Source organism: Streptomyces monomycini (assembly GCF_022271435.1).
In the GTDB taxonomy this organism is placed as follows: Bacteria; Actinomycetota; Actinomycetes; order Streptomycetales; family Streptomycetaceae; genus Streptomyces; species Streptomyces monomycini.
The window spans coordinates 20,698-46,297 of the sequence record NZ_JAFIQY010000054.1; the positions used below are offsets into that span (position 1 = coordinate 20,698).

At 70.6% G+C, this 25,600-nt stretch carries 20 protein-coding genes; 13 read left to right on the plus strand and 7 right to left on the minus strand.

Features of this window, described 5'->3' with window-relative positions:
* Nucleotides 1–108: 108 nt before the first annotated feature.
* The 3 genes from JXZ78_RS36505 (at nucleotide 109) to JXZ78_RS36515 (ending at nucleotide 3,448) form a co-directional block, all read left to right on the plus strand.
* A complete protein-coding gene (locus tag JXZ78_RS36505; protein ID WP_238783627.1) occupies nucleotides 109–1,512 on the plus strand; it encodes a S8 family peptidase in 1,404 nt (467 codons plus the stop codon).
* Nucleotides 1,513–1,990: 478 nt separating this feature from the next.
* Nucleotides 1,991–2,332: a WXG100 family type VII secretion target gene (locus tag JXZ78_RS36510; RefSeq protein WP_030023028.1), complete on the plus strand. Its 342-nt coding sequence runs from the start codon at nucleotides 1,991–1,993 to the stop codon at nucleotides 2,330–2,332.
* A 30-nt stretch (nucleotides 2,333–2,362) separates the two neighbouring features.
* Nucleotides 2,363–3,448, plus strand: a complete 1,086-nt coding sequence (locus JXZ78_RS36515; RefSeq protein WP_050502855.1) for a WXG100-like domain-containing protein — start codon at nucleotides 2,363–2,365, stop codon at nucleotides 3,446–3,448.
* A gap of 157 nt (nucleotides 3,449–3,605) precedes the next feature.
* Here JXZ78_RS36515 and JXZ78_RS36520 read toward each other — a convergent pair whose 3' ends face one another.
* Both JXZ78_RS36520 and JXZ78_RS36525 read right to left on the minus strand, forming a co-directional pair.
* Nucleotides 3,606–4,598, minus strand: a complete 993-nt coding sequence (locus JXZ78_RS36520) for a WXG100-like domain-containing protein (protein WP_030023031.1) — start codon at nucleotides 4,596–4,598, stop codon at nucleotides 3,606–3,608.
* Nucleotides 4,599–4,736: 138 nt separating this feature from the next.
* Nucleotides 4,737–5,081 carry a WXG100 family type VII secretion target gene (locus JXZ78_RS36525; RefSeq protein WP_238783628.1) on the minus strand — a complete coding sequence of 115 codons (345 nt, stop codon included), beginning with the start codon at nucleotides 5,079–5,081 and terminating at the stop codon, nucleotides 4,737–4,739.
* A gap of 423 nt (nucleotides 5,082–5,504) precedes the next feature.
* On the opposite strand from JXZ78_RS36525, the gene JXZ78_RS36530 reads away from it, so the two are divergent.
* The 4 genes from JXZ78_RS36530 (at nucleotide 5,505) to JXZ78_RS36545 (ending at nucleotide 7,883) form a co-directional block, all read left to right on the plus strand.
* Nucleotides 5,505–6,125, plus strand: coding sequence for a hypothetical protein (locus JXZ78_RS36530; RefSeq protein ID WP_157851707.1), 621 nt, complete (start codon nucleotides 5,505–5,507; stop codon nucleotides 6,123–6,125).
* Nucleotides 6,125–6,613 carry a hypothetical protein gene (locus JXZ78_RS36535; RefSeq protein WP_030023034.1) on the plus strand — a complete coding sequence of 163 codons (489 nt, stop codon included), beginning with the start codon at nucleotides 6,125–6,127 and terminating at the stop codon, nucleotides 6,611–6,613. Before JXZ78_RS36530 ends, JXZ78_RS36535 begins: the two co-directional genes overlap by 1 nt.
* Before the next feature lie 185 nt (nucleotides 6,614–6,798).
* Nucleotides 6,799–7,437 carry a hypothetical protein gene (locus JXZ78_RS36540; protein WP_157851708.1) on the plus strand — a complete coding sequence of 213 codons (639 nt, stop codon included), beginning with the start codon at nucleotides 6,799–6,801 and terminating at the stop codon, nucleotides 7,435–7,437.
* A gap of 131 nt (nucleotides 7,438–7,568) precedes the next feature.
* Nucleotides 7,569–7,883 carry a hypothetical protein gene (locus JXZ78_RS36545; RefSeq protein ID WP_030023036.1) on the plus strand — a complete coding sequence of 105 codons (315 nt, stop codon included), beginning with the start codon at nucleotides 7,569–7,571 and terminating at the stop codon, nucleotides 7,881–7,883.
* Between the two features lie 95 nt (nucleotides 7,884–7,978).
* On the opposite strand, the gene JXZ78_RS36550 is transcribed toward JXZ78_RS36545, so the two are convergent.
* From JXZ78_RS36550 to JXZ78_RS36565, 4 genes are all read right to left on the minus strand, one after another.
* Nucleotides 7,979–9,376: an SUKH-4 family immunity protein gene (locus JXZ78_RS36550; RefSeq protein ID WP_030023037.1), complete on the minus strand. Its 1,398-nt coding sequence runs from the start codon at nucleotides 9,374–9,376 to the stop codon at nucleotides 7,979–7,981.
* Entirely contained in the window at nucleotides 9,373–11,580 is a 2,208-nt protein-coding gene (locus JXZ78_RS40535) for a hypothetical protein (RefSeq protein WP_030023040.1), read from the minus strand. The genes JXZ78_RS36550 and JXZ78_RS40535 overlap by 4 nt, the downstream gene beginning before the upstream one ends.
* Before the next feature lie 311 nt (nucleotides 11,581–11,891).
* On the minus strand, nucleotides 11,892–13,094 hold the full coding sequence (locus tag JXZ78_RS36560) for a hypothetical protein (RefSeq protein WP_050502856.1): 1,203 nt from the start codon (nucleotides 13,092–13,094) through the stop codon (nucleotides 11,892–11,894).
* 362 nt (nucleotides 13,095–13,456) lie between these two features.
* Nucleotides 13,457–13,885, minus strand: a complete 429-nt coding sequence (locus JXZ78_RS36565) for a hypothetical protein (protein WP_030023044.1) — start codon at nucleotides 13,883–13,885, stop codon at nucleotides 13,457–13,459.
* Between the two features lie 271 nt (nucleotides 13,886–14,156).
* On the opposite strand from JXZ78_RS36565, the gene JXZ78_RS36570 reads away from it, so the two are divergent.
* Together JXZ78_RS36570 and JXZ78_RS36575 are read left to right on the plus strand one after the other, a co-directional pair.
* Nucleotides 14,157–14,465: a hypothetical protein gene (locus JXZ78_RS36570; protein WP_030023045.1), complete on the plus strand. Its 309-nt coding sequence runs from the start codon at nucleotides 14,157–14,159 to the stop codon at nucleotides 14,463–14,465.
* Nucleotides 14,462–15,280 carry a WXG100 family type VII secretion target gene (locus tag JXZ78_RS36575; RefSeq protein ID WP_030023046.1) on the plus strand — a complete coding sequence of 273 codons (819 nt, stop codon included), beginning with the start codon at nucleotides 14,462–14,464 and terminating at the stop codon, nucleotides 15,278–15,280. The genes JXZ78_RS36570 and JXZ78_RS36575 overlap by 4 nt, the downstream gene beginning before the upstream one ends.
* Nucleotides 15,281–15,446: 166 nt before the next feature.
* Here JXZ78_RS36575 and JXZ78_RS36580 read toward each other — a convergent pair whose 3' ends face one another.
* Entirely contained in the window at nucleotides 15,447–19,403 is a 3,957-nt protein-coding gene (locus tag JXZ78_RS36580) for a type VII secretion protein EccC (RefSeq protein WP_030023047.1), read from the minus strand.
* 281 nt (nucleotides 19,404–19,684) lie between these two features.
* On the opposite strand from JXZ78_RS36580, the gene eccD reads away from it, so the two are divergent.
* The 4 genes from eccD (at nucleotide 19,685) to JXZ78_RS36600 (ending at nucleotide 25,535) form a co-directional block, all read left to right on the plus strand.
* Nucleotides 19,685–21,160, plus strand: a complete 1,476-nt coding sequence (gene eccD / locus JXZ78_RS36585) for a type VII secretion integral membrane protein EccD (RefSeq protein ID WP_030023048.1) — start codon at nucleotides 19,685–19,687, stop codon at nucleotides 21,158–21,160.
* A 196-nt stretch (nucleotides 21,161–21,356) separates the two neighbouring features.
* Nucleotides 21,357–21,644 carry a 30S ribosomal protein S15 gene (gene rpsO / locus JXZ78_RS36590; RefSeq protein ID WP_006602744.1) on the plus strand — a complete coding sequence of 96 codons (288 nt, stop codon included), beginning with the start codon at nucleotides 21,357–21,359 and terminating at the stop codon, nucleotides 21,642–21,644.
* A gap of 301 nt (nucleotides 21,645–21,945) precedes the next feature.
* Nucleotides 21,946–24,159, plus strand: coding sequence for a polyribonucleotide nucleotidyltransferase (locus JXZ78_RS36595; protein ID WP_030023049.1), 2,214 nt, complete (start codon nucleotides 21,946–21,948; stop codon nucleotides 24,157–24,159).
* Complete coding sequence (locus tag JXZ78_RS36600; protein WP_030023050.1) at nucleotides 24,156–25,535, plus strand: M16 family metallopeptidase; 1,380 nt, start codon at nucleotides 24,156–24,158, stop codon at nucleotides 25,533–25,535. Before JXZ78_RS36595 ends, JXZ78_RS36600 begins: the two co-directional genes overlap by 4 nt.
* Nucleotides 25,536–25,600 lie beyond the last annotated feature (65 nt).

Sequence of the window (25,600 nt, forward strand, 5' to 3'; positions counted from 1 at the left end):
AGCTTGGGCAGGCTCCGTTGCCGAATACTTCTTCGCGGGAGCCTTGTCCTATGGGTCCCACAGTCCTCGGGCTGTGGGACCCGTCTTGTTTCGGGAGAGGTGTACGGCATGAGGTTCACGCGGACGTTGCGTGCGGTGAGCGGCGCGGTGGTGGCAGGAGCGTTGCTCTTCGGCACCGCTCCAGCCGCTTCGGCGGATTACATCAGGGACGGGCAGTGGGCGCTCGGCGCGTTCGGCGCGGATGATATTCGCCGGCATTCCACGGGTAAGAATGTGATCGTGGGGGTCATAGACAGTGGAGTCGACGCAGCCCACCCCGACCTGAAGGGGAATGTCCTCCAAGGGAAGAGCTTCACTCACGCGGGTGGTAGAGCAGACCACCCGACACAGGATGCTCACGGCACCGCGATGGCGGCGATGATCGCCGGCCACGGGCACGGGGCCAATGGCTCTGCGGGAATCATGGGTCTGGCGCCGGACGCCAAGATACTTCCGGTCATGACGGACAGTACGGAGACGGCCGTGACGTCTTCGGGATTCGCGGAGCCGCTCCGGTATGCGGTTGACCAGGGGGCCAAGGTCGTCAACATGTCGTTCGGTTCGGGCTCCATCGACCTCGACGAGAAGAAGGCGATCAGCTACGCCCTGTCGAAGGACGTGCTGCTCGTGGCCGCTACAGGGAATGACAGCTCCTCCTCGCCTCAGTACCCCGCTGCCGCACCGGGAGTGCTGGCTGTTGGTGCGGTGGCCAAGGACGGGCAGGTGTGGCGCAAATCGAATTACGGTGAGCACGTGCGGCTTCTGGCCCCAGGGCAGGGCATCTACTCAGCCGGTCTCGACGGGAAATACCGGCAGTCGGACGGCACGTCCGATTCCGCGGCCTACGTGTCCGCCGCGGCCGCGCTCGTCCGGTCCAAGTTTCCGGATCTCACCGCCGGTCAGGTGGCCAATCGGCTGACGAGGACCGCGATCACCCCCAACGGCAAGTCGGACATCAGCACGCCGAGTCCGAAGTACGGCTACGGCACCGTCCGCCCGTTCCGTGCGCTGACCCAGGACATTCCGGCCGGATCCAAGTACGGACCACTCAAGGCTCCGGAAGTCGAGGAGTCGGCGTCCGAGGAGAATGGCGGCGCCACGGCTGGGGATGCCGGTGTGCAGAAGGCGTCCGGCGGCAGTGGGATCGGTATTCCTCCGATCGTCATCATCGGCCTGGTGCTGGTTCTGCTCGTGGCGGCTCTGGTGGTCGTCATCGTCGTGGTGCGGCGCAAGAAGAACAACGGCGGTCCGCCGCCTGGTGGCCCCGGTGGTTTCGGAGGGCCCGGCGGTCATGTCGGCTTTCCGCCGCACCAGGCCGGGCCGCATCAGCAGCCAAGTCCTTATGGACAGCAGCCAAGTCCGTATGGCCAGCAACCCAGCTCGTATGGACAGCAGCCGAACCCGTACGGGCAGCAGCCCGGCCCTTACGGTTCCTACCCGCCGGTTCCGCCTGCCCAGTCGCCGGGGCAGTAGCCGCGTCGCGTAATGGGAGGAGGGGCTCGCAGCTCGTTGCGGGCCCCTCTTTCGCGTGTGGGTGAAGGGCCGGGGACCGGGCCGTCAGCGGCGTGCACGTTGTTAGCCCGGATGAGTGGTGATTGATATTGACGTGGATGTGCGCTGTTCGTGCCGGTTGCTGGGCTGGGCCTGGCTGATTTTTGCGAGTGACTGTGCGGGGATGGCCGGGTGGCGCTGAGGGGTGAGGTGTGTGGCGTGGCTCCGGAGGGGCTTGGCCGTGGCCCGGTAAAGGTTTCTTCGGATTGTCATGGCGGTGGGGTGGCGGGGGAGCGGGGGGGGTTGGTTCGGGCGTGCGAAGGGGGCGGGGCGGAGAGGCGCTCGCCGGGCGGTCGTTTGCTGGTCCTGCGGTGGAGTGGAAGGCTCACGGCACTTCATCGGGCGGGCGATTATTTCGCCGCCTCTTTCGTTGGTTGATTGTTCGAGTGGGGGCTGTGTGATGGACAGGGCATTCGATGTCGATGCGGACGGGATCAGGTGTCAGGGCCGCGAGTTCGTCCGTATCGGGACGGAATTCGGGAGCGCTTCGAAGCGGCTCCGGGACACATTGCAGGGGCTGGGGTCGCCGTGGCGGGGCGCTGAGTTCGCGGAGGCGTTCGCCATGGTGTACGAGCCGGTCCGGGACGGCATGTTCGCGTCCATGGATGCGCTCGGAAAGCGGATGGAGGGAATGGGGGAGAACCTTCAGGAAATGGCGAGGAGGTATGAGGCGGCTGAGAGGGAGAGCGTGCAGCTCGTCGGGCAGGTGTCGTGCTCGTACCCGACGTCTCGGGGGCTGTGACGGTGGCGGGCGTCCGGCGAGGAGGCGGCCGTGGCGCTGACGCTGCCCAGTGAGGTCGTATGGGTGCTCGATCTGCTCGGGTACCAGTGGCCCGAGGCGGACGAGGACAAGCTCATGGAGTGCGGGCGGACCTGGCTGGAGTTCGCGGCGCAGGTCGGGCGGGCCGACGGGGAGGGCGGAAGCGCCGTACGGGAGGTCGCCGGCGGCAATTCGGGCGAGGCGGTGCGTCGCTTCACGGGCGAGTGGGAGGACTTCTCGGGCGGCCCGGGCTCGTACCTGACCGACGCGCGGATCGCGGCGCAGGTGATCGGTGTCGCGTTCGAGGTGGCGGCGGCCGCGGTGTTCGCCGCGAAGGCCGAAGTCGTCGCGCAGCTCGTGGTGCTGGCCGTCGAACTGATCGCGGCGCAGGCCGCCGCGCCTTTCACCTTCGGGCTTTCGGAGATCGGAGCACTGGGGGTGACGCAGGCCACCCGTCTTGTGGTGCGCCGGCTCCTGGACACGCTGAAACGGGAGGTCGTCGAAGCGGTCACCAAGGCGATGGCGGACGCCGCGGAAAAGGGTGTCAGGGAGATCGCGTCCGACTTCGTGAAGCATCAGGTCAAGGACTTCGCGACGGATTATGCGCGGAAGGCCGTACGGGACATCGTGGCCGATCCCGCGAAGGAGAAGGCCTTCGGCATCGTGACGGGGGCAGGGCAGAACATCGTCCAGCAGGGGATCGAAAGCCATTTCGGCGCCCGCGCCGGCGTCGATCTGGGCGACACGGTGGACGGCGCCAAGGAGGAGTTCGCGAAGCAGTTCGGCACGGTGCGAGACGGTGAGTTCAAAGCCGGTGAGTACGTCGTCGGCACGCCGAGTGGCCCGGGGGAGAGGGAGGGAGGCTTGGCCGGTCTCCTCGACCCCGCCACCCATCGTGACCGGCTGCTCGACGGCGCTACGGAAGCGGGGACCAATACCGTGGCGGCGAGGACGAGGGAAGCCGTTCAGCGGGGGAGGAGAAGTGGAGGAGAAGAGGGAGGTGGGGGAGGAGGGGGAGGAGAGGGAGGTAGTGGTGGCGGGAATGGAGGTGAGGGCCGGTCCGCTGCCGCGGAGGATGTTCGCGCTGTTTTCGGCTGAGACTCCCTGAAGGGTGTGGGCTCATAGGGCTAACGGCCCCAGGGGGCAAGTGGCGTAAATAAAGGGCGAGCGGAGGATAGGGACGAGCGGCGCCCACGCCGCGCACACCCTTCCCGCCACCTCCGACCCCCGCGCACTCCCCGCCCGCCCCGAGCCCTCACCCGAACACGGACTGCACCGAATCCCTCGCCCCGTCGGTGACGCCCTGGTGGCGGGTCGCGGCGCCTCCCGTGCGGTTGTCCACGTGTTTCTGGGCCGCGTCGAGGCCGCGGTTGGTGAGGTCTTCCCGGGCGTGGTCCACGTACGTCTGGGGGTCGGCCAGGCTCTGGGCGCCCTCCTTGAGCCCGTCGACGTATTCGCCGGCCTTTTCCTTGCCGATGTCGGCGGTCTCGCCCCAGTCCATGCCGTCCCGGGCACCGAAATGGTTCTCGATGCCCTGCTGGGCGATGTTCTGCCCCATTTCCGTGGCGGCTTCGGTGGCCTTTCCCTTGCCTTCTTCGACGACCTTGTCCTGGACGGTCTCCTTGACCGTGTCCTTGACCGTCTTCTTGGCGTAGTCCAGGGCCAGCTGCCGGGATTCCTTGGACACCGCCTTCTTGGCCAGCTTCTTGATGGCGTCCATCGTCGCGTGTTCCATGGCCTTGGTGACGGCCTGGACGACCTCTTGTTTGATCTTGTTCAGAATCTCGCGGACGGCGACGCGGGTGATTTGTGTGGCACCCGCCGCACCCGCTTCGGACAATCCGAACGTGAAGGGAGCGGCCGCCTGTGCGGCGATCAGTTCGACCGCGAGGACGACGAGCTGCGCGATGATGGCGATCTTGCCGGTGAGTACGGCGATGGCGGCCGCGTCGAAAGCCAGGGCGATGGTCTCGGCGGCGATCTGCGCGTCCCGCAGATAGTGGTCGGAGCCGGCGCTGCCGGAGAAGGCGCCCCATTCCTTGGTGAATCCGTCGACGGCTTCACCCGTGTTCGCCCCGAACACCTCGTTCGCCGCCGACGAGCCCTGGGAGGCTGCCTGTTCGACCTGCGCGGCGAAGGCGCGCCAGGTCTCGGCGCACTTGAAGAGCGTGTCCTCGTCGGCCTGCGGCCAGTCGTACCCGAGGAGTCCGAGGACCCAGGCGACCTCGCTCGGCAGTGTCAGTGACACAGTGATCGTCCCCCGTGCGGTTGCAGCCGTGTGCGGCTGGAGTGATCGTGCTCATGGCCGTGCGCGCTGCCATGCGTACGGCCATGCATGCGGCCGTGTGTACGGCCGCGCTCATGGCCGTACGGTCCGCGGTGTTCTTCAGACGGCGGGGCGGGGAACCGAACTGACGACGTGGACGCCCTCTTCGTCGGAGGCCGTGTAGGTGCGCGCCATACCCTGGAGTTTGTCGCCGATGTCCTCGATGCGTTCGCTCAGCGAATCCATGGAGGTGAACATGCCGTCGCGGATCGGGGTGTAGACGACGTCGAAGGCCGCGCCGAAGTCGGCGTCCTCCCAGGGCTTTCCGAGGCCCTCCAGGTCGTCCTTGAGTTTCTTGGCGGCCTTGCCGAACTCCGTGCCGATGTTCACGAACGCATGACCCTGTGTGCGCAGCACCTCAGGATCCACGTCGAATGCCTGGTCCGCCATCACGACCCCCGTCATTGCCCTGTCATTCGCGCCCGGCGTGTTTGTCTCTCGACAGGCCCGGCGTGACCACTTTATGTGTTCTTAACGCAGGCATGTCAAGGCGGTCCCGAGCGGGCGGGCGCCTGACAGGCGGCCTGCGCGCCACAGGGACAGCGGCTGCGAAAAGGGTTTCAACAGGGCGCCGCAGAGGGCTCGTTGAAACACGTGCGAGCGTGGAATCCACTCGAATGCGGCTCGAATTCGGGGGGATTGACCGTGCTGCGGTGTTGGCGACGACCGGAATGCGAGACGGGAGGGAATGGTGCGCACGGGGAAAGAGATGGTTAAGTCTTGGTACCTGCCCGGTCAAGAGGCCGCGCGCCCCGGGTGGCGTGCGTGCGTGTGCCGTACGGCTGCCGAGCAGGCCGACACTGCCCTCCACAGCAACGCGGTCCTTCCATGCCCCCGCAGCCCTTCTTCCGCAGGCGCTCGCCGTCCCCGCGCACGCGCTCCTCGACCCGGTTGCCGTCCACGGCGGGCAGGGTCGTAGGCGCCGGTCCGGCCCTCGCCGGACTCTTCTTCGGCGGGATGGCCGCCAAGGACATGGGTTACCCGAACGACCACAAGGGGGACGGTGGCACGCTCACCGTCCAGGACTGCCGTGCACACTTCGACCGCGTCGGCTCGTCCCGCCACCGGCACGCGCGGCCCGTCGTCACCTGCACCGGCACCTTCCGGGACGACCGGGGTGGTGCCACGGTCGCGGACGCGACGGTGGAGACCGGTGCCAAGTTCGACCCGGGCCAGCAGGTGGCGGTCCAGAAGACGGACTACACGTTCGTCATGATCGACGAGGAGTGGATCCGGCAGAGCCCGGACATCGTCTGCGTCTCGGTGTGCGCGCTCGTGGCCGGAGTGTTCTGCCTGCTCACCGGCTTCGGCGTACGGCGCGGCCCGGGGTTCTGGGACGCCTGGCACCGGGCGCCCGGCGGGACGGTGGTCTGCGCCGTACTGGCCGGGGCCGGCGGTCTGGCCGCTCTCTGCGCGGGTGCGGCGCTGCTCGTCGGCGGCATCGTCTGATGCCGCCGACGGCAGCGCGCCGTGCGCCCCTCGCGTCACTCCGCTCGCTCAGCCGGGCCCGGGAGCGCTACACGGCCGGCGGCAGCGGCCGGCACGGCAGCCGGACGATCAGCTGTACGGGCACGTTCCGGACCGATGGGGACATCGACGGTGCCCGCGCGGTCAATCCCTTCGGGGCGTTCCACCCCGACACGGTGTATCCGCCGGGCACCCGGGTCCCCGTACAGAGCGGTGACGGCAGAACGTACGTGGCCGCCGGCCGGGAGCAGCTGTGGGGCCGGGCCGCCGGGGTGTCCGTGTCCCTGCCGATGCTCGCGGCGGGCACTTTCTGCCTGCTCACCGGCTTCGGCGCCCGCCGGGGACGGCCGTTCGGCGACGGCGGGGGCGGACTGCCCGGCGGGGTGGTGCTGCGCCCGCTGCTGCTGTCCGCCACCGGGGTGGGCATCCTTGGTGCAGCCGTCTTCCTCTTTTTGCAGCATTACGGGTGACGCTGCGGACCGCCTGGCCGGCCGGGCGGGTGCGTCCGGGCCGTAGGCTCGGCACATCGCGGAAGCACGTACACCTCGGCACATCGCGGAAGCACGTACACCCCGTACGCGCGGCATGACCGGCATACCGACGCGTGCATCGTTCGTCCTGCACCTTCGCACGCCCCTGGAAAGGATCGCTGACCATGGCAGCACAGTCGGAACACACCAGGTCAGGCGCGTCCCATGCCTCCAGTGCGGGCGATGCGCCGGGTGTGGGGGACGGGGTGAAGCGCGGTCTGGGGCGGCTGATCGGGGTGGGCGTTCTCCTGGCCGCGCTGCTGCTGATCGCGATCGGCGTCTACGTGGGCCCGTACTCGGTGTGGGTGGACGGCAGCCCCGGCAAGATCACCGTGGAGGCGTGCGCCACGGACTACCACTACGCGAACAAGCAGCACTCGGGGAACCGTACGCGGGACATCCAGTGCTACGGCACGTTCCGGTCGGACGACGGCCGGACCAAGGACCTGAACGCCAGCGTCGACTCCTGGCACCGGTTCAAGGAGGGCGACCTGATCGAGGTGCGCCAGGTCGGCCGCTCCAGCTACGTCCAGCACAGCTGGAACCGCCTGGCCAACGGCGTGCTGTGCCTCTGCGGCGGACTGGTCGTCCTCGTCCTGGGCGTGCTCTGCACGGTGACCGGCTACCGCTTCCGGAACGCCCCGACCTTCGACGATGCGTGGCGTTCGGTCGGCCCCGGCGTGCTGCGGACGCTGATGGTCGGGCTGATGGCCGCGGGACTGATCGGCGCGGTGCTGTCCGGCGCGGTGCTCTTCTTCACTTAGCCGGGAGCCGGGAGCCGGGAGCCGGGAGCCGGGAGCCGGGAGCCGGGAGAGTCGGGAGAGCCGGAATCGAGGGCCGGGGAGGCGAACGCAGCCGTACGGGCCCGAACAGCCGTCCCGTACCATTCCCGCTCATGGACGCACCCGCCGATGCCGCCGATGCCGACGAACAGCCCCTGCCCGCCCGCCGCGTCAACCTGACGCCGCGTCAGGCACGGCAGGTACGGATCGTTCTGGCCTCCGTGCTGATGGCCGCGATGGCGGCCGTACTCGTGATCCGCCTCGCGAGCCGTACGTCGGTCCTGGTCGTAGGGGTGTACGGGGCCGCGCTGATCCTGTGCGGGGTCGTGATCGAGCTGAGCCGCAACGGACGTACGCGGCTGGGCACCTGGCTGCTCGGCCTGGGCCTGGCGGCGGCCCTCGCCGCCGACTGGCTGCTGCTCCCCTGAGGGGCCCTGCCGCGCCCCGCACGCCCCCGAACACCTTCACACGCCCCCCAACACCCCCACGCGCCCGGTAGAAATCAGCCCGTCAGAACAGCCCGTCAGAACAGCCCGTGCCACATCTGCTCGACGACCAGGGACCACCAGTTCTTGTCGCTGTCCAGGGCCCACGCGTCGATCGCGACCAGCTGTTCCTGGAAGGCGGCGACCGCCGCACCCGCCGCCCGCGGGTCCATGCCCCGCATCCGCTGCCGAGTAAGCGTCAGCAGGGCCAGGGACCGCAGGAACGCCGCGAGGGAGGCGTTGACGAACCGGCCGCCGCCCGAGGACGGCTGGACCGCCCACACCGCGCCGATCAGCGCCCGGCTCTCCTCCGGCGCCGTGCACTGGACGGTGACCAGGTAGGCGCCGTCCGTCCCGATGCGGACATGGCCCGCCAGGTTGCCGAGCGTCGCTTCGGAGGCCTCCGTGCCGATCGCGCGCAGATGCGTGGCCGCGTCCGTGAACAGGCCGCCGGCCGGCGCCCGGCCCGCCTGGTCGGCGGTGAAGAAGTACGGGACCTCCGCGGGCAGACCGGCCCAGGTCAGCGTCTTCTTGGCGGCCTCGGGCAGCTGGGTGCCCGCGATGTCGTCCGCGTCCGGGCGGAACACTCCTTGCGGACCGAACGCCTCGGCGAGCTGCTTGCCGAGTGCCACGTCCCGTACCGGCTCGGCCGGCGACACGCTGTCGGGCGACGGGACCGGCAGCCGGTGGGGGCGCGGCGGCGGCTGCTGTCCCGAGAGCTGGTGCATCATCTCGACGTGCCGCAGCAGACCGGCGACGCCCGCGGCGCGCTCCTCCGGCGTCGCGCCGTACCCCTCGGTGCAGGAGAAGCGGGCGTTGGGGAAGGCGCGGAAGACGAAGTCGCCGGTGTAGCCGCCCGGGAACAGCGCGGGGCGGAGGTCGGTGTGGACCGCGCGTACGTCCTCGCCACGGACGCCGATGCGCCGCAGCTCGTCGAAGAGCTGGTACTCGGCGGGCGGCAGACCGGGGCGTGACACGCGCACCAGGTTCGTCTCCGCGCCGCTGGACGGGTCGTCGTACGTGGCGACGGCGGTGTTGCCGGGTCCGGTGACCGGCGGCCCGGCGGACGCCGCCGCGGGCGTACCGCTGTCCGCATCGCTGCCCGTACCGCTGCCCGCATCGACGTGCGCACCGTCGCCCGTACCGCTGTCCGCGCCGTGCTTCCGCCGGTACATCCGGACGACCTCCTCGACCGGCACGGAAGGCCAGACCGTCAGCTCGCCGTCGGCCCGGTCGACGACGCCACAGGCGTTGCCCACCTCCGCCGGCGGTCGCCGGCGGCCGGTCGCCGGATCGACCTCGGGCGGCGGCGGAACCGCCCACACCACCCAGCCGAGGTCGAATTCCTCCATACCGACCTGGCGCGGCGGGCCCTGGTGCCCCTCGGGGTTGAGCCAGCGGTCGGCGGTGGCCTGGGCCTGCGCCTGGGTGATCACGTGCGGTCTCCTTCGCGGCCGTGCGGACCGGCGGGGGTGTCGGCAGGGGGAGCAGGGGCGGGTACGGGGGCGGAGCGGGGCGCCGAGGCGGGTACGGGGGCGGGCCGGGGCGCGGGCAGCGGTATCTGCAACGCCTTGACGCCGCGCTCCGTGGCGACGACCAGGACGCCCTCGGGCGAGAGGTCGGCGCCCGTGAAGGGGACGTCGCTGACGAGGGCGGCCACCACCTCCGTACGCTGCCGGTCCCAGACCCGGACGTAGTCCGCGCCCCGGCTGAGCGTGAGCGGCCCCGCTGCCCGTACATCCTCCGAGGGGCGCAGGACCTGCGCCGGATCGGCGTCCACGAGTCCAGGGCTCAGCAGCCGATGGACGAGCACGGCGTGCCCGCCCGCTTCCCCGGGGCCCGATGCGGCCCCGGGGCCGGCGGCCCCGGACGCCGCACCGGCTCCGGGTTCGGCCCCGGATCCGGTCCCGGTCGTGGCCCCGGCGAGGGCAGTACGCGAGCCAGGGGGGCCTTCGGGGACGACGATCGCGGCGACCGGCAGCGGGGCGAGCGACGGGTCCGTGCCGGTCGTTGACGGGTCCGTGCCGGTCGGTGCCGTACCGGCCGCGCCCTCGGCGGCGGGAGACCGCGGCAGGCTGCCGACCGTCACGCCCGTGACCCCGGGCAGCGGCACGCTCCACAGCGTGCGCCACGGCAGGCCGAGGCCAAGTGCGTGCACCGCGTCCGCGTACGGGCCGAGGCCGTCCTCGACGAAGGCCGTCTCCAGGAGCGCCGCACGCATGACGACGGACGCCTGGGAGCGGGTGAGCAGCGGCGCCGTCCGCAGGTACGTACGGGCGGGAGCGCCCAGGGTCTCGTACGGCACGGCCTCGATCGCCGTACGCAGCGCGACCGGGTCGGCGTGTGCGAACAGGCCCGGGTCGGTGAGCAGTTGCGGGAGTAGACCGGCGGCCAGTGTGTGCGCTGCGAGATGGTCGCGGACATACGGGTCGGCGCGGGACCAGTCCTGCTCCGGCACCGCCTCCAGGAGCGCCATGGCGATACGTGTCTGCGCGTCGCGAGGGTCGGCCAGCCCCGCGCGCACCGCGTCCGCGACGCCGGGATGCACGAGACGCAGCAGCTTACGGCCACCATCGTCGGCATCCCCGGCCGCTTCGACGAACGGCCCCGCCAGCAGCATCCCGTCCGCGATCTCCCGGGTCAGGTCGCGCCCGGCGACGGCGGACGCCAGCGGCCCCCACAGCCCGAGCGGCAGCCCGTCCCCTTCGGCGAGCGCCAGCGGCGCCAGCATCAGCCGCAGCGTCCGCGGGTCGGCGCCCAGCCGCCGCGCGTGCAGGTCCAGCGCCTCACCCACGCTGCCCGGCAGGTGCGACCCGTCGGTCGGGTCGAAGCCCTCCGGCCGCATCAGGACACACCGCACGGCGAGCTGCGCGGTCAGCCGGCTGCCGTCGGCGCGCTCCGCGACGGCCTCGGCGAGCGCCCGGCGCGCCCCGGGGTCTTCGGTGTACGGCAGGGCCGGGGCGCCGGCCTCCGGGGAGAGCGCCGCCTCCACCTGGTGGACCAGCCCCTCGGGATCGGCCCAGCGCGGCTCGTCGAGGTCGATGATCTGCCCATGGCCGGACGGCAGCGCCGCGATCACCTCGGCGGCCAGCGCCCGCGGCACGTCGGCGAGCAGCTGGACCGTGCCGGTCTCCGCGAGCGGCTTCAGCACGTCCCGTACGAGACGCGCGGGCTCGTCGGCGGCCCGCACCGGTCCCGCCCGGTCGACGTCCGGCACGACGACCGTCACCGGGCCGGCAGCCGCGGCGAGCCCGGGGACGATGTCCGCGCTGCGGGTGGCGGCCAGGCCGAAGTGGTCGGCGAGGGTCCACAGGAGCTGTCCGGCGGTACGGCCCTCGGGAGCGGGCACGGCGGGGGCGGGCAGGTCGGGCGGTACGATCGTCGGGTCGAGGTCGTCCAGCGGCAGGCGCTTGCGGTGCTCCGGGTCGCACAGCATGAGGAAGCCGGCCACCAGGTGCGAACGCCCGCTGCCGGGGCTCCCGGTGAGTACGACGACCCGGGGCGCGCCGGGCCACTGCATCCGCCATGCGGCGAGCGCGCGCAGGACGGCGGTGCGGCCGCCGATGTACGGATGCGGCGTATAACCCCCCGTACCGCTGCGCTCCTCGCCCGAGGCGTGCATGAATTCCTCGTCCCCCATGGACCCTTCGCCCTCCACCGTCGCGGACCGCCGCGTGTGCGTGCCGGCCGGACCGCGTTGCTGACCGTGCTGTTTCCGATGCCCGCGCGCCGTGAGCGCCGCCCGCCCGCACTCCCGCGCTGCCCGTACTCCGTTCCTCGCCTGCCGCCCTTCGCCCTCCGTTCCCCGCCCCGCGCCTTCCGTTCCCCGCCCCGCGCCTTCCGCTCTCCGCCTTCTGCCTGCCGGCTTCCCGGCTTCCTCGACTTCTGGCTGATCCTACGATCCGGCACTGACACCGGTACCGCTGCCCGAAGAAGCCCAGGTCAGCAAGGTCAGCCCGCGGGCGGCGGCCCGAAGCCGCCCTGTGGCGGCGGATATCCGCCGGGCGCCGGGAAGCCGCCCGGCGCCTGATACCCAGGAGGCGCCTGATACCCCGGGGCGCCGGGAACCGGCCCGTACGCAGGTGCCCCCACAGGCCCGGGCGTGTAGAACCCCGGCACCCCGGGCCCAGGAACCGCGAAGCCCGGCACCCCCGGCCCGGGCACCCCCGGAAACCCCGGTACCGGCATCCCCGGCTGAACCGGCACCCCGGGCCGCCCCATCAGCACCAGCATCAGTACCGAACCGACCAGCTCCACCAGCATCTGCACCCGCCCCAGCAGCGCGCCGCCCGGTGCGACGTCGCCCAGCTCGAAGAGCGTTCCGGTACGGAGCGAGCCGACCAGGGCCAGGAAGGCGACCGGCAGCAGGACCAGTGCCGTCCCGAGGGCGAAGCCGCGGGCGGAGACCCGGCGGGTGGCGGCCAGGATCGCGCCGACCGCGCACAGCGGCAGGAAAGTGAGCGAGGCCCAGCCGGATGCCATGCCGAGCATGGCCCGCAGCACGCCGCGGCCGGTGAACAGGATCTCCAGCGACGCCCCGGGCCCGCTGTCGAGGGACTGCCCCAGCGCGTAGCAGATCCAGCTCACCCACAGGAGCGTGAGCGCGCCCAGCACGATCGCGGACACGGCGCCCGCGGGGCCGCCGGGGCGTACCGGAGGCAGGCCGGGCGCCGAGCCGGGGCGCGGCCAGGCCCGGATGTCGGCGGGCAGGACGACGGCGGCGACGAGGGCCAGTGGCACCAGCGCGCCCGCGGAGAGGAAGACCGCCGTGAGGGTGGAGTCGTCGATGTCGCCCGCGCCGAGGAACCAGCGGTTGGCCGAGGTGTGGCTGCCGGTGCTGACGACGGCCTGCACCCGCAGGGAGAGCGTCAGCACCGTCGCCACCGCGAGCAGGCCGCCGGCCGGCCGCCGCCCGGCGAACGCGGTGCCCACGGCGGCGCCTTGCAGCAGGGCCAGGCCCAGCTCGTACGGAGTCGTGACGGGAAAGGCGGCCATCGGGGCGCCGCCGAATACGGCGGAAGCGCCTCCCGTCCACACATCCCACACCGTGCCGGGCCCGAGCGTCACAAGATCATGGCCGAGCCAGTACAGGGTGTGCAGGAGGAAAAGCAGGCACAAGGCGCCTGCCGTGATCCGCGCGCCCTTACTGAGCACCCGAATATGTGGCATTTTGCTCCGCTCTCTCCCGCGTGCGCTTCTCCGGCACGCGATCGCGCACGATAGTAATGCCGGTCAAGTTCCCATCAAGCGCAGGCAAGTACAGGCAAGTACAGGCAAGTACAGGCGAGCGCAGACAAGCGCAGGCAAGTACAGACAAGAATGGGCATGCGCCGTCAACGGATGATCACGTACCGGTGAATACGATCAAACGCCGGACGGGAGAGCGGGCCAGCGGGACAACAGGGGGCCGAGCCAGGCCCCGATAGGCATGGCACCGAAGACGCCAAAGGCCGATCCCACAGGGCGAACAGCGCCCAGAACCCGGCCGTCAGTACCCCGGCCCGCAGCCTCAGTCCTCAGTCCCGGTGGCTCGATCCGCCCCGGCCGCCCCGCCGCGGCCCCGTGACGATGGACCCCGAAGGCCCGTCCCGCTCGGCGCGCTCCTGGTCCTCCTTCGCCTCCTGCTGCGCCTGCCACTTCGCGAACTGCTCGCGGGACGCCTCCCGCTCGGCCTGCGTCTGGTTCTCCGCGGCCCGCCGCATCTCGTTCATCCGGTCGCCGATGGCACCCATGTACTCCTCGGACTGGATGGCGTCCTTCATGCCGATCCGCCCGGAAAGCACCTCCTGGGCCATCTCCTGGAGCTTTCCGCCCACCTTGGGATTGGTGGCCAGTGTCTGCAAAGCCTTGCGCAGCCGGTGCGCCTGTTCCGGATCCTGGGCGACGTCCATCAGGTCCGCGTCCTGGATCTGCCGCTCATGGCCCGCGCCGTACGTACCGCTCATGTCTTCTGCCCCCGGTGAACTCGGTGGTACAGCAACCGCGTGTGCTGCACCGGCGTCATGAGTCTAATGACGGGTCGGAAGCGCGCTCAAGGAGGCTTGTTGGCATTCCGGGATATTGGTCCCTTTTCCCTCCCCGTACTGCCGTCCCGCCGCTTCGGACGCGCCGGTCGAGCCCTATCCGGGTGTGCTAGACCTGGGGACTTGTCCAGCGGGCCGTCGCCGCTTTCGGGCCGCGTCATTCGCGCCGCGCCAATCAATTCGGGGAGAAAAGATGTCGGACGAGGTCCGGATCAGTACCGAGGAGTTGCACCAGCTCGGTACCAAGTTCGAGATATCCGCGGACGACCTGGGCCGTCAGCTGACCGTTTTCAGACGGCGCAGTGACGCCGCGGCGCTGTGCGACGGGTTCGGCTCACACGAGGCGGCCGGACCGTACCTGGAGCTGTACGAGCAGGCCGAGCGCGCCCTGGAACAGCTGCGGGAGCGGCTGACGGAGGTCGCCGGCGGCCTCCGGGAGACCGCCGTGTCGACGGACACGGCCGAGGAAGAACGCGTCAAGGCGATCCGGGGTGTCCAGTGACCGAGCAGCGCAACCCCCACGCCCTGCATGAGGCGGCGGCCGGCTGGCGGGACATGGGAAAGCACCTGGACGGCCTGGTGCGCGACCTGGACCGGCAGGTGGGCAAGGCCGCTGCCGCCAACTGGCACGGCCCCGCGGGTGAGGCGTTCGCGGCGGAGTGGCACCGGCTCAAGCGGTCCGTCGACGAGACCCTGCCGGCCTTCGAACTCGCCGCCGCCGACCTGGAGAACGCCGCCTCCCAGGACAAGGGGGCGCACGCGGGCGCGGGCTCCGGCGCGCACGACACCGCACCGGACGCCTCCCAGAACGACGGCGCGCAGTCGTCCGACTCCCAGTCGTCCGGTACGCAGACCGCGTACGGCTTCATGGCCCTGGGCCAGCTCGCCACGTCGCTGGGCGGCGCCTTCCGCGGCAAGGGCGGCGGCCGGGGGCAGCGGCCTCCGCTGACCGCGCGGTGGGAGACTTCCGGCGCGCCTCAGGGGCCCGACCCCTTCGGGCCGCCGCAGGCCGGACCGAAGGGCGCAGGGGGCGGCGCGGGCGTGGCCAAGGGCGCACGTACGGGAGAGGCCGCCGGAGACGCCTCCGAGGCGACCCCCAGGACGCCGGACGCCAAGAAGCCGACCGGCGCCCAGGCCCGGCCCGGTACCGAAAGCAAGAGCAACAAGAGCGACAAGAGCAACGAGGACAAAGCCGCCGAGACCGCCGGAACCCCCGAGGGCACCCAGGCCAAGAAGGGCCGTCATCCCAAGGACGCCGAGGCCGGAGACCCCAAGCCCCCGCCCCCCGACGTCCGCCGCCACGGCGCCTTCGGCTGAGCCCGAGCCCAGCCGACCCAGCCGCCCGACCAGCCGATCAGTCGACCGGCCCCCCTCATCCACCCACTCCCCCCCCAGAAAAGCGCCAAGGCGCCACTCCCAAAGGAGAGGCGCCCCACCGCTTTCAGCCGGCCCGTCCGGCGCCACCGCGGCGCCGGACCGCCCGTCAGCCGCTGTGCGCCGGCAGCCACCCGGTCTGCACCAGCTGCGCACCGCGCTTGCGCGTGATGAAGTGCGCACGTCCCGGCGTCAGGCTGGTCGCCTTGATGTTGCCCATCAGCGGACCCTCGCCCGGGTCGCCCGACAGGATCAGCCCTTGGGCGCCGAGTTCCTTCGTCCGCTGCATCACGGGCTCGAAGGAGGACCGTCCGGCCCCCGAGGAGCTGCGCGCCAGGATCAGGCGCAGGCCCAGGTCACGGGCGAACGGCAGGTACTCCAGCAGCGGCTGGAGCGGGTTGCCGCTGCTGGTCGCCACCAGGTCGTAGTCGTCCACGATCACGAACGCGTCCGGCAGGTCGTACCAGCTGCGGTTGCGCAGCTGCTCCGGCGTGACGTCCGGGCCCGGCATCCGGCGGCCCAGCGAACCGGCCAGCCCGGTGATGACCTCCTGCAACTGCGGCCCCGCGGCACAGTACTTGTACATGTGGCTCTCGGGGATCTCGCCGAGCAGCGCGCGCCGGTAGTCGGAGACGACCATGAGGGCCTTGTCCGACGGGTAGCGCTCCGCGATCTGCTTGGCGATCAGACGCAGCAGCGAGGACTTGCCGGACTCGCTCTCGCCATAGATGACCAGCAGCGGGTCGGTCTCGAAGTCGATGAACGCCGGCGACAGCGTGGTCTCGTCGACACCGATCGCGATGCCGTGCTCCGGGTAGTCGCTGCCCTTGGGCAGGTCGCTCGCCGGGAGCAGCGTCGGCAGCATCCGCACCTTCGGGGCGGGCTCGCCCTGCCAGTGCTCCTTGACGGTGGCCACCAGGTGCGCCATGCCGTCGCTGAGGCTCTCCGCCTCCTGGACGCCGTCGATCCGCGGCAGGGCCGCCAGGTAGTCCAGCTTCTCGGGGGACAGGCCCCGGCCCGGGCGGCCCATCGGCACGTTCTCCGCGCGCTTGCGGTCGAACTCCGACTCCATCGGGTCGCCGAGCCGCAGCTCGACACGGTTCAGGAGCTGGTCGCGCAGGGCGGGCCGCACCTCGGTGTAGCGGGAGGCGCCGAGGATCAGGTGGACGCCGAAGCCGAGACCGCGGCTGGCGATGTCCAGTATGACCGGGTCGAGCTGCTCGTAGTCGGTCTTGAACGTGCCCCAGCCGTCGATGACGAGGAAGACATCGCCCCACTTCTGGTCCGGGAACGCGCCGGCGGCGCGCCGCTGGCGGTAGGTCCCCATGGAGTCGATGGAGTTCGAGCGGAAGAACTCCTCGCGCTCGTTGAGGATGCCGACGACCTCGGCGACCGTACGGCGGACCTTCTCCGCGTCCAGCCGGGAGGCGACGCCGCCGACGTGCGGCAGCTGCTCCAGGGCCAGCATGCCGCCGCCACCGAAGTCGAGGCAGTAGAACTGCACCTCGGACGGGGTGTGGGTGAGCGCGAAGCCCGCCATGGCGGAGCGGATCAGCGTCGACTTGCCGGACTGCGGACCACCGACGACCAGGCCGTGACCGGCGCCCGCGGAGAAGTCCAGGTACATCACGTCGCGCCGCTGCTCGAACGGCTTGTCCACGAGCGCGACCGGCACGACCAGCTTGCCGAGCGCCGTGTACTCCGGGGCGTGCACGCCCCGCTCGGGCGTGACCGCGAGCGCCGGAAGCAGCTGGTTGACCGTGGGCGACTCGTCCAGCGGCGGCAGCCACACCTGGTGCGCCGGCGGGCCCTGGCCCTGCATCCGCTGGACGATCACGTCCAGGACGGTGTCGGCCAGCGCGTCGTCCTGCTGCTGGGTGAGCGCCGGCTCCTCGGCGATGATCTCCTCGACGATCGGCGCCAGCACCGGCGACGCCGTGAACGGCACCGGCATCCGGTTCGTACGGCTGCCACCGCCGCCACCGCCGGCGCCGGGACCGCGGTACGGGCCCGACACGTACGCGGCCTTGAACTGCACCATCGTCTCGGTGTCGTACTTCAGGATGCCGGAACCCGGCACGTTGGGCAGGTGGTACGCGTCCGGCACACCGATCGCCGTACGGGACTCGGCGGCGGAGAACGTCCGCAGACCCAGCCGGTAGGACAGGAAGGTGTCCAGACCGCGCAGCTTGCCCTCTTCGAGGCGCTGCGAGGCGAGCAGCATGTGCACACCCATCGAACGGCCGATCCGGCCGATCTGGATGAACATGTCGATGAAGTCCGGCTTGGCGGTCAGCAGCTCGGAGAACTCGTCGAGCACCATCACCAGCGAGGGCAGCGGGTCCAGCGGGGCACCGGCCGCGCGGGCCTTCTCGTAGTCGGTGATGTTGGCGTAGTTGCCCGCCGAACGCAGCAGCTCCTGACGGCGCTGCAGCTCACCGGTGATCGAGTCGCGCATGCGGTCGATCAGGCTGACGTCGTCGGCCAGGTTGGTGATGACCGCGGCGACGTGCGGCATGTCGGACATGCCGGTGAAGGTGGCGCCGCCCTTGAAGTCCGCGAGGATGAAGTTCAGCGTCTCCGAGGAGTGGGTGACCGCGAGGGCGAGCACCAGGGTGCGCAGCACCTCGGACTTGCCGGAACCGGTCGCGCCGACGCACAGGCCGTGCGGGCCCATGCCCTCCTGGGAGGCCTCCTTGATGTCGAGCATGACGGGCTGGCCGTCCTTGTCGACACCGATCGGCACGCGCAGCCGCTCGTGCAGCGTGCGCGGGCGCCAGGTGCGCGAGACGTCCACCGAACCGGCGTCGCCGATGTTCATCAGGTCCGTGAAGTCCAGGTTGGACAGCAGCGGCTCCTCGCCGTCGGCGCCCGAACCGGCCCGCAGCGGTGCCAGCAGACGGGCCAGCGACTCCGCCTCGGAGACCGACAGGGTGTCCACGGTGCCGTTGTAGACCGCGCCGCCCGCCGACTCCAGCACCAGCTTGCCCGGCCACACCTGCACGGCCAGTCCGCCCCGGATCTCGTCCAGGTCGCCCGGTACGACCTCCAGGATCGTCACGCCCTGGAGGCCCTCGGCCCCGGCGATCACCGAGTCCATCGGCACCTCGCCGGCGTCCAGCACGACCACCACGTGCGGGGTGTCGGTGACCGGCGTGCCCTGCGGGTTGAAGCGGCCGCGGCCCTCCAGCTCCTCGGCGAGCAGCTCCTCGATCTCGCCCAGGTCACCGACGACCAGCCGGCGGGTGCCGGCGCCGTCGGTGGTCTTGTCCTGGACGTGCGGCAGCCACTTGGTCCACTCCCACTCGGCCTGCGCGCCCGGCGCCGCCACCACGGCGACGACCAGGTCCTCCGGCGAGTGCAGGGTGCACAGCTGCGCGAGGATGGCGCGCGCCGACCCGTACACGGTGTCGGGGTCGCCCGAGACCGTCAGGTGGTAGAAGGCGCGCAGCGAGACCGCGAGCGGCAGCTGGTCCAGGTGCCCGTGCTTGTCGAGGAACTCCTTCATCGCGTGCGCGGTGAGCGGTTCCAGTTCGTCGACCGGCGCGGTCTCCGGCGCCTTCAGGGGAGTGGCCAGCTGCTGCGGGCCGAGTCCCATCCGTACTTGCGCGAAGTCGGGGTCGGACGGGCGGCGTTCCCACACCCGTTTGCCTTCGGCGACGACCGCCCACAATTGCCCCGGATCGGGGTGGAGGAAAAGCTGCGCGTCACGCTGTTTACGCGCGGTGCGCCGTACTTCCTTTCGCTTCTGTGCCAGGTATTTGAGGTAATCCTGGCGCTCCTGGAGCATTTGCCCGGAAGGCCCTTGGCGAGCCTTGACGATCTGGACAATAGCCATCGCGAGGGTGGAAACCACCATCACGCCGCCCATGATCTTCATGAACGGCTGGGTGCCCATGAACAGGAAACCCGCCGAACCCGCCATGCCCATCATCGGCATGAGGTTCATCAGCATGTTGTCCTCGCCTTCGCGAGGCAGCTCCGGCGGAGCTTCGAGCGTCAACTCCTCACCGGTGATATCAGGTGGAAGCGCGCGGGGCGGGCGCTTGACGATGACAACGCTCACCGAGGCATCAGTCCTTCATGCATCTCGCAGTCTCGGACCGCCCCCGTTGGTTCGACGGTCCCCCGGACCAAGTCCATGGCCCGACGCAGGCGTTGATCCTACTGTTAACGGTCAAGTGCCGGGGCGGGTGGGGCGGCGCCCTAATTGGGGGGTACGCTGACGCCTCGCGAGCGCGCCCAAGGCCCCGTAACGACGTCCCTATATATAAGGCACGGTGGCGGCGCCCCTATATATAAGGCACGCACGCGACAAACTGCCCAACGGATAGGGGGAACCGCCAGGTGAGCACGACTACAGGCACCGGCTTCTGCCGGGTCACAGTCGCCGCGCCGGACGCACGGATCGACGTGGCACTGCCGGAGGATGTCGCACTCGTCGATATTTATCCGGAGATCCTGCGACTCTCCGGCCAGTCCCAGGCGGAGGGCGCCCCCACCGGATACCACCTGGTGCGCCGGGACGGCACCGTCCTGGACGCCGGCCAGTCCCTCGCCCAGCAGCGCATCCTCGACGGCGACCTGCTCCTGCTGCGCCCGTTCGCCGAGTCGCTGCCGCTGCCGGTCTTCGACGACGTCTCGGACGCCGTCGCCTCCGCGGTCAAGCGCAACCGCAACCGGTGGAGCGACGACCTGATGAACATCGTCGGCCTCACCGCCGGCGTGCTCCTGCTCGTCATGATGGCGTTCGCCCTGTGGTTCTCGAACCCGGTCGACCGCGACATGCACCGCCTGCCCGGCATCATCGCCGGCGTCACCGGCATCGTCCTGGTCGCCCTGTCCGGCGTGCGGGCCCGGGTCTACGACGACCACGCCTCGTCCATCGCCCTGGGCCTGGCGTCGCTGCCGCACCTGCTGATCGCCGGTTCCGGGATCATGCCGGTGGCCGACGGCGAGGGCCCCGGCCGGCTGCAGTTCCTGGTCGGCTGCGTGACCGTACTGATCGCGTCCGTACTGCTGGTGGTCCTGCTGCCGCGCGGCGACGCGCCCTTCGTGGCCGCCGCTTTCCTGGCCACCATCGGCACTCTCGCGGTCTTCGCCGCCATCCTCACCGAGGCCGAGCCGCGCGAGACCGCCGCGGTCACCGCCGTCGTCGCCATCGCGGTGGTCGCCTGGCTGCCCGGCCTGTCCTCGCGCTTCGCCCGGCTGCCCATCGGCTACAAGTCGCCCGACCAGATCGCCGCCGGTCCGCACAACGACGGCGAGCCGGGCGCGGCGACCGAGTCCGTCGACTTCGTCAAGATCGGCAACCAGGCCAAGCGCGGCCACGAACTCCTGCTCGGCCTGGTCGCCGGCTGCTCCGCGCTGGTCGTCGGCGCCGCCGGTGTCGTCCTCGGCTTCTCCGACAACAGCTGGGCGCAGCTGCTGGCGCTGGCCGCCGGCATCACGATCACGCTGCGGGCCCGGCTCTTCGACTACACCGCGCAGGTCGCCTGCCTGACGATCGCCGGCATCTTGACGGTCGTCCTGCTCATCCTGGGCATCGCGCTGCACCCGCCGGTCGACGTCATCGCCGACCTGGTGCGCTTCGGCGACTCCGGCCCGCTCAACATCCGTACGGTCTGGTTCGCCGGCAGCATCGCGGCCGGCGCCGCCATCCTGGTCGGTGTGGGCCTGATCGTCCCGCGCAAGGGCGTCACCCCCTTCTGGGGCCGCGTCTTCGACATCTTCGACGGCGTCGTCCTGCTGTCGCTGGTGCCGCTGTGCCTGGCGGTGCTGGACGTGTACGGCACCGTGCGCGGTCTGACCGGCTCCTCGTAGGGGGCCACGAAAAGCTCCTCGTACGGGTGACCCGCCCGCGACAGGGGGTCACCCGTCCGCACGGCCCCCGACCACCCGGTCGGGGGCTGTTTTCAGCTGGTACTCTGGGTGACGGCCTCTGCTGAGTCATCCAAGACCCCCTGTGAAGCAAATCCAGGGGCGCTCACGGGCCCGATGGATTCCTAGAGGAGTACGCGTGTCGCTCGACGCCGCCACGAAGAAGCAGATCATGGCCGAGTTCGCCACCAAGGAGGGCGACACCGGCTCCCCCGAGGTCCAGGTCGCGATGCTGTCCCGCCGTATCTCGGACCTGACCGAGCACCTCAAGACCCACAAGCACGACCACCACTCCCGCCGTGGTCTGCTGCTGCTCGTCGGCCAGCGCCGTCGCCTGCTGCAGTACCTGGCGAAGAAGGACATCACGCGCTTCCGTGCGCTGGTCGAGCGCCTGGGCATCCGCCGCGGCGCGGCGGGCGCCAAGTAGGACGACGTGAAGGGAGCGGTTCCCACGCCCGGGGGCCGCTCCCTTTGCCGTACGCACCGGACGTCCGGTCCCCTGCCTGGTGGACCGGAGCTTTGTAGTCTGGTCCCATAACGCCATAGCGAAGAGGTGGAGCGCCTTTCAGCCGCCGGTCCTCGGTAGTGGCCCCCGGACGGCGCGCGGAACGATCCGCGCGACCCCGTGTCCGGGTGCTTCGATCGAAGACCGGCCCGCAACTCCGGCGCTCCACCGACGAAGGTCCACCGCCACACGGGCGGTGGACGCAGACGAGGAGATATCCCTGGTGGAGAACGAGACCCACTACGCCGAGGCCGTCATCGACAACGGCTCCTTCGGCACCCGCACCATCCGCTTCGAGACGGGCCGCCTGGCCAAGCAGGCCGCCGGCTCCGCCGTCGCGTACCTGGACGACGACACCATGGTGCTGTCGGCCACCAGCGCGTCCAAGACGCCCAAGGACCAGCTCGACTTCTTCCCCCTGACGGTGGACGTCGAAGAGCGCATGTACGCCGCCGGCAAGATCCCCGGCTCCTTCTTCCGCCGTGAGGGCCGGCCCTCCGAGGACGCGATCCTCACCTGCCGCCTGATCGACCGGCCGCTGCGCCCCTCCTTCAAGAAGGGCCTGCGCAACGAGATCCAGATCGTCGAGACGATCATGGCCCTCAACCCCGACCACCTCTACGACGTGGTCGCGATCAACGCCGCCTCCTGCTCCACGCAGCTGGCCGGCCTGCCCTTCTCCGGCCCGATCGGCGGCACCCGTGTCGCCCTGATCGACGGCCAGTGGGTCGCCTTCCCGACCCACACCGAGCTGGAGAACGCGGTCTTCGACATGGTCGTGGCCGGCCGCGTCCTCCCGGACGGCGACGTCGCGATCATGATGGTCGAGGCCGAGGCCACCGAGAAGACCATCCAGCTGGTCAAGGACGGCGCCGAGGCCCCCACCGAGGAGGTCGTCGCCGCCGGTCTGGAGGCCGCCAAGCCCTTCATCAAGGTGCTGTGCAAGGCCCAGTCGGACCTGGCCGCCAAGGCCGCGAAGCCGGTCGGCGACTTCCCGGTCTTCCTCGACTTCCAGGACGACGTCCTGGAGGCGCTGACCGCCGCCGTCAAGGGCGAGCTGGCGCAGGCGCTGACCATCGCGGGCAAGCAGGACCGCGAGGCCGAGCTGGACCGCGTCAAGGCCGTGGCCGCCGAGAAGCTGCTGCCGCAGTTCGAGGGCCGCGAGAAGGAGATCTCCGCCGCCTACCGCGCGCTGACCAAGTCCCTCGTGCGCGAGCGCGTGATCAAGGACAAGGTCCGCATCGACGGCCGTGGCGTCACGGACATCCGTACGCTCGCCGCCGAGGTCGAGGCGATCCCGCGGGTGCACGGCTCGGCGCTGTTCGAGCGTGGCGAGACCCAGATCCTGGGCGTCACCACCCTGAACATGCTCCGCATGGAGCAGCAGCTGGACACCCTCTCCCCGGTGACCCGCAAGCGCTACATGCACAACTACAACTTCCCGCCGTACTCGGTCGGCGAGACCGGCCGCGTGGGCTCGCCCAAGCGCCGCGAGATCGGCCACGGCGCGCTCGCCGAGCGCGCCATCGTGCCGGTGCTGCCGACGCGCGAGGAGTTCCCCTACGCGATCCGCCAGGTCTCCGAGGCGCTGGGCTCCAACGGCTCGACCTCGATGGGCTCGGTCTGCGCCTCGACGATGTCGCTGCTGAACGCCGGTGTGCCGCTCAAGGCCCCGGTCGCCGGCATCGCCATGGGCCTGATCTCCCAGGAGATCGACGGCAAGACGCACTACGTCGCCCTCACCGACATCCTCGGTGCGGAGGACGCGTTCGGCGACATGGACTTCAAGGTCGCCGGTACGAAGCAGTTCGTCACCGCCCTGCAGCTGGACACCAAGCTGGACGGCATCCCGGCGTCCGTGCTGGCCGCGGCCCTCAAGCAGGCCCGCGATGCCCGTCTGCACATCCTGGACGTGATGAACGAGGCGATCGACGTTCCGGACGAGATGTCCCCGAACGCGCCGCGCATCATCACCGTCAAGATCCCGGTGGACAAGATCGGTGAGGTCATCGGCCCCAAGGGCAAGATGATCAACCAGATCCAGGAGGACACCGGCGCCGACATCACGATCGAGGACGACGGCACCATCTACATCGGTGCCGCCGACGGCCCGGCCGCCGAGGCCGCCCGCGCCACGATCAACGGCATCGCCAACCCGACCATGCCGGAGGTCGGCGAGCGCTACCTGGGCACGGTCGTCAAGACCACCACCTTCGGTGCGTTCGTCTCCCTGCTCCCGGGCAAGGACGGTCTGCTGCACATCTCGCAGATCCGCAAGCTGGCCGGCGGCAAGCGCGTCGAGAACGTCGAGGACGTGCTCGCCGTGGGCGCCAAGGTCCAGGTGGAGATCGCCGAGATCGACCAGCGCGGCAAGCTGTCGCTGGCCCCGGTCATCGAGGGCGAAGACGACGAGGCGAAGGACGACGCCGCCAAGTGACGTCCCGTAGCTCACGGACGACGGCCCGCACCTCTTCGGAGGGGCGGGCCGTCGCCCGTACCCAAACGCTTCTCAAGGGCACCAACGGCGCCGGCACGGTCCGCAAGACGGTCCTGCCCGGCGGCCTGCGCGTGGTCACCGAGACCCTGCCCTCCGTCCGGTCCGTCACCTTCGGGATCTGGGCCAACGTCGGCTCCCGTGACGAGACCCCGTCGCTGAACGGCGCCACCCACTACCTGGAGCACCTGCTCTTCAAGGGCACCAGGAAGCGCAGCGCGCTCGACATCTCCGCCGCGATCGACGAGGTCGGCGGCGAGATGAACGCCTTCACGGCGAAGGAGTACACCTGCTACTACGCGCGGGTGCTGGACACCGACCTGCCGCTCGCCATCGACGTGGTCTGCGACATGCTGACCGGCTCGCTCATCGAGCCCGCCGACGTCGACGCCGAGCGCGGCGTGATCCTCGAAGAGATCGCGATGACCGAGGACGACCCGGGCGACTGCGTGCACGACCTGTTCGCGCACACCATGCTCGGCGACACCCCCCTCGGACGCCCGGTCCTGGGCTCCGTCGACACGGTCAACGCCCTCACTCCCGAGCGCATCCGCCGCTTCTACAAGAAGCACTACGACCCGACCCGCCTGGTCGTCGCCGCCGCCGGCAACGTCGACCACGCCAAGGTCGTACGGATGGTCCGCGCCGCCTTCGAGAAGGCCGGAGCCCTCGACCGTACGGACGCCGTGCCGATGACCCCGCGCGACGGCTCCCGCACCATCCGTACGGCGGGCCAGGTGGAACTGCTCAACCGCAGGTCCGAGCAGGCCCACGTGATCCTCGGCGTCCCGGGCCTGGCCCGGACCGACGACCGCCGCTGGGCCATGGGCGTACTGAACACGGCCCTCGGCGGCGGCATGAGTTCCCGTCTCTTCCAGGAGGTACGGGAGAAGCGCGGCCTGGCCTACAGCGTGTACTCGTACACCTCCGGCTACGCCGACTGCGGTCTGTTCGGCGTGTACGCGGGCTGCCGCCCCAACCAGGTCGACGACGTCCTGAAGATCTGCCGCGACCAGCTCGACCAGGTCGCCGACGAGGGCCTGACGGACGACGAGATCCGCCGTGCGATCGGGCAGCTGCGCGGTTCGACCGTGCTCGGCCTGGAGGACACCGGCGCGCTGATGAACCGCATCGGCAAGAGCGAGCTGTGCTGGGGCGCCCAGATGTCGGTCGACGACATGCTGGCCCGGATAGCGGCGGTCACCCCGGACGAGGTACGGGAACTGGCCCGCGATGTACTGGGACAGCGCCCGTCGCTGTCCGTCATCGGCCCGCTGAAGGACCGGCAGGTGGACCGGCTGCACGACGCGGTCGCCTGACCTTTCACATCAGGCGTACCAGAGGTACCAGGCGTACCAGGGGTACTGGGAAAGAGAGAGCGGGA

What these genes read in the sequence shown, in the direction of transcription:
- JXZ78_RS36535 (WP_030023034.1), top strand. Translation starts at nt 6,125, where the DNA reads ATGCCGCCGACGGCAGCGCGCCGTGCGCCCCTCGCGTCACTCCGCTCG.
- JXZ78_RS36565 (WP_030023044.1), bottom strand. Translation starts at nt 13,885, where the DNA reads ATGAGCGGTACGTACGGCGCGGGCCATGAGCGGCAGATCCAGGACGCG.
- JXZ78_RS36530 (WP_157851707.1), top strand. Translation starts at nt 5,505, where the DNA reads ATGCCCCCGCAGCCCTTCTTCCGCAGGCGCTCGCCGTCCCCGCGCACG.
- JXZ78_RS36540 (WP_157851708.1), top strand. Translation starts at nt 6,799, where the DNA reads ATGGCAGCACAGTCGGAACACACCAGGTCAGGCGCGTCCCATGCCTCC.
- JXZ78_RS36570 (WP_030023045.1), top strand. Translation starts at nt 14,157, where the DNA reads ATGTCGGACGAGGTCCGGATCAGTACCGAGGAGTTGCACCAGCTCGGT.
- JXZ78_RS36505 (WP_238783627.1), top strand. Translation starts at nt 109, where the DNA reads ATGAGGTTCACGCGGACGTTGCGTGCGGTGAGCGGCGCGGTGGTGGCA.
- JXZ78_RS36525 (WP_238783628.1), bottom strand. Translation starts at nt 5,081, where the DNA reads ATGACGGGGGTCGTGATGGCGGACCAGGCATTCGACGTGGATCCTGAG.
- JXZ78_RS36510 (WP_030023028.1), top strand. Translation starts at nt 1,991, where the DNA reads ATGGACAGGGCATTCGATGTCGATGCGGACGGGATCAGGTGTCAGGGC.
- JXZ78_RS40535 (WP_030023040.1), bottom strand. Translation starts at nt 11,580, where the DNA reads ATGGGGGACGAGGAATTCATGCACGCCTCGGGCGAGGAGCGCAGCGGT.
- JXZ78_RS36545 (WP_030023036.1), top strand. Translation starts at nt 7,569, where the DNA reads ATGGACGCACCCGCCGATGCCGCCGATGCCGACGAACAGCCCCTGCCC.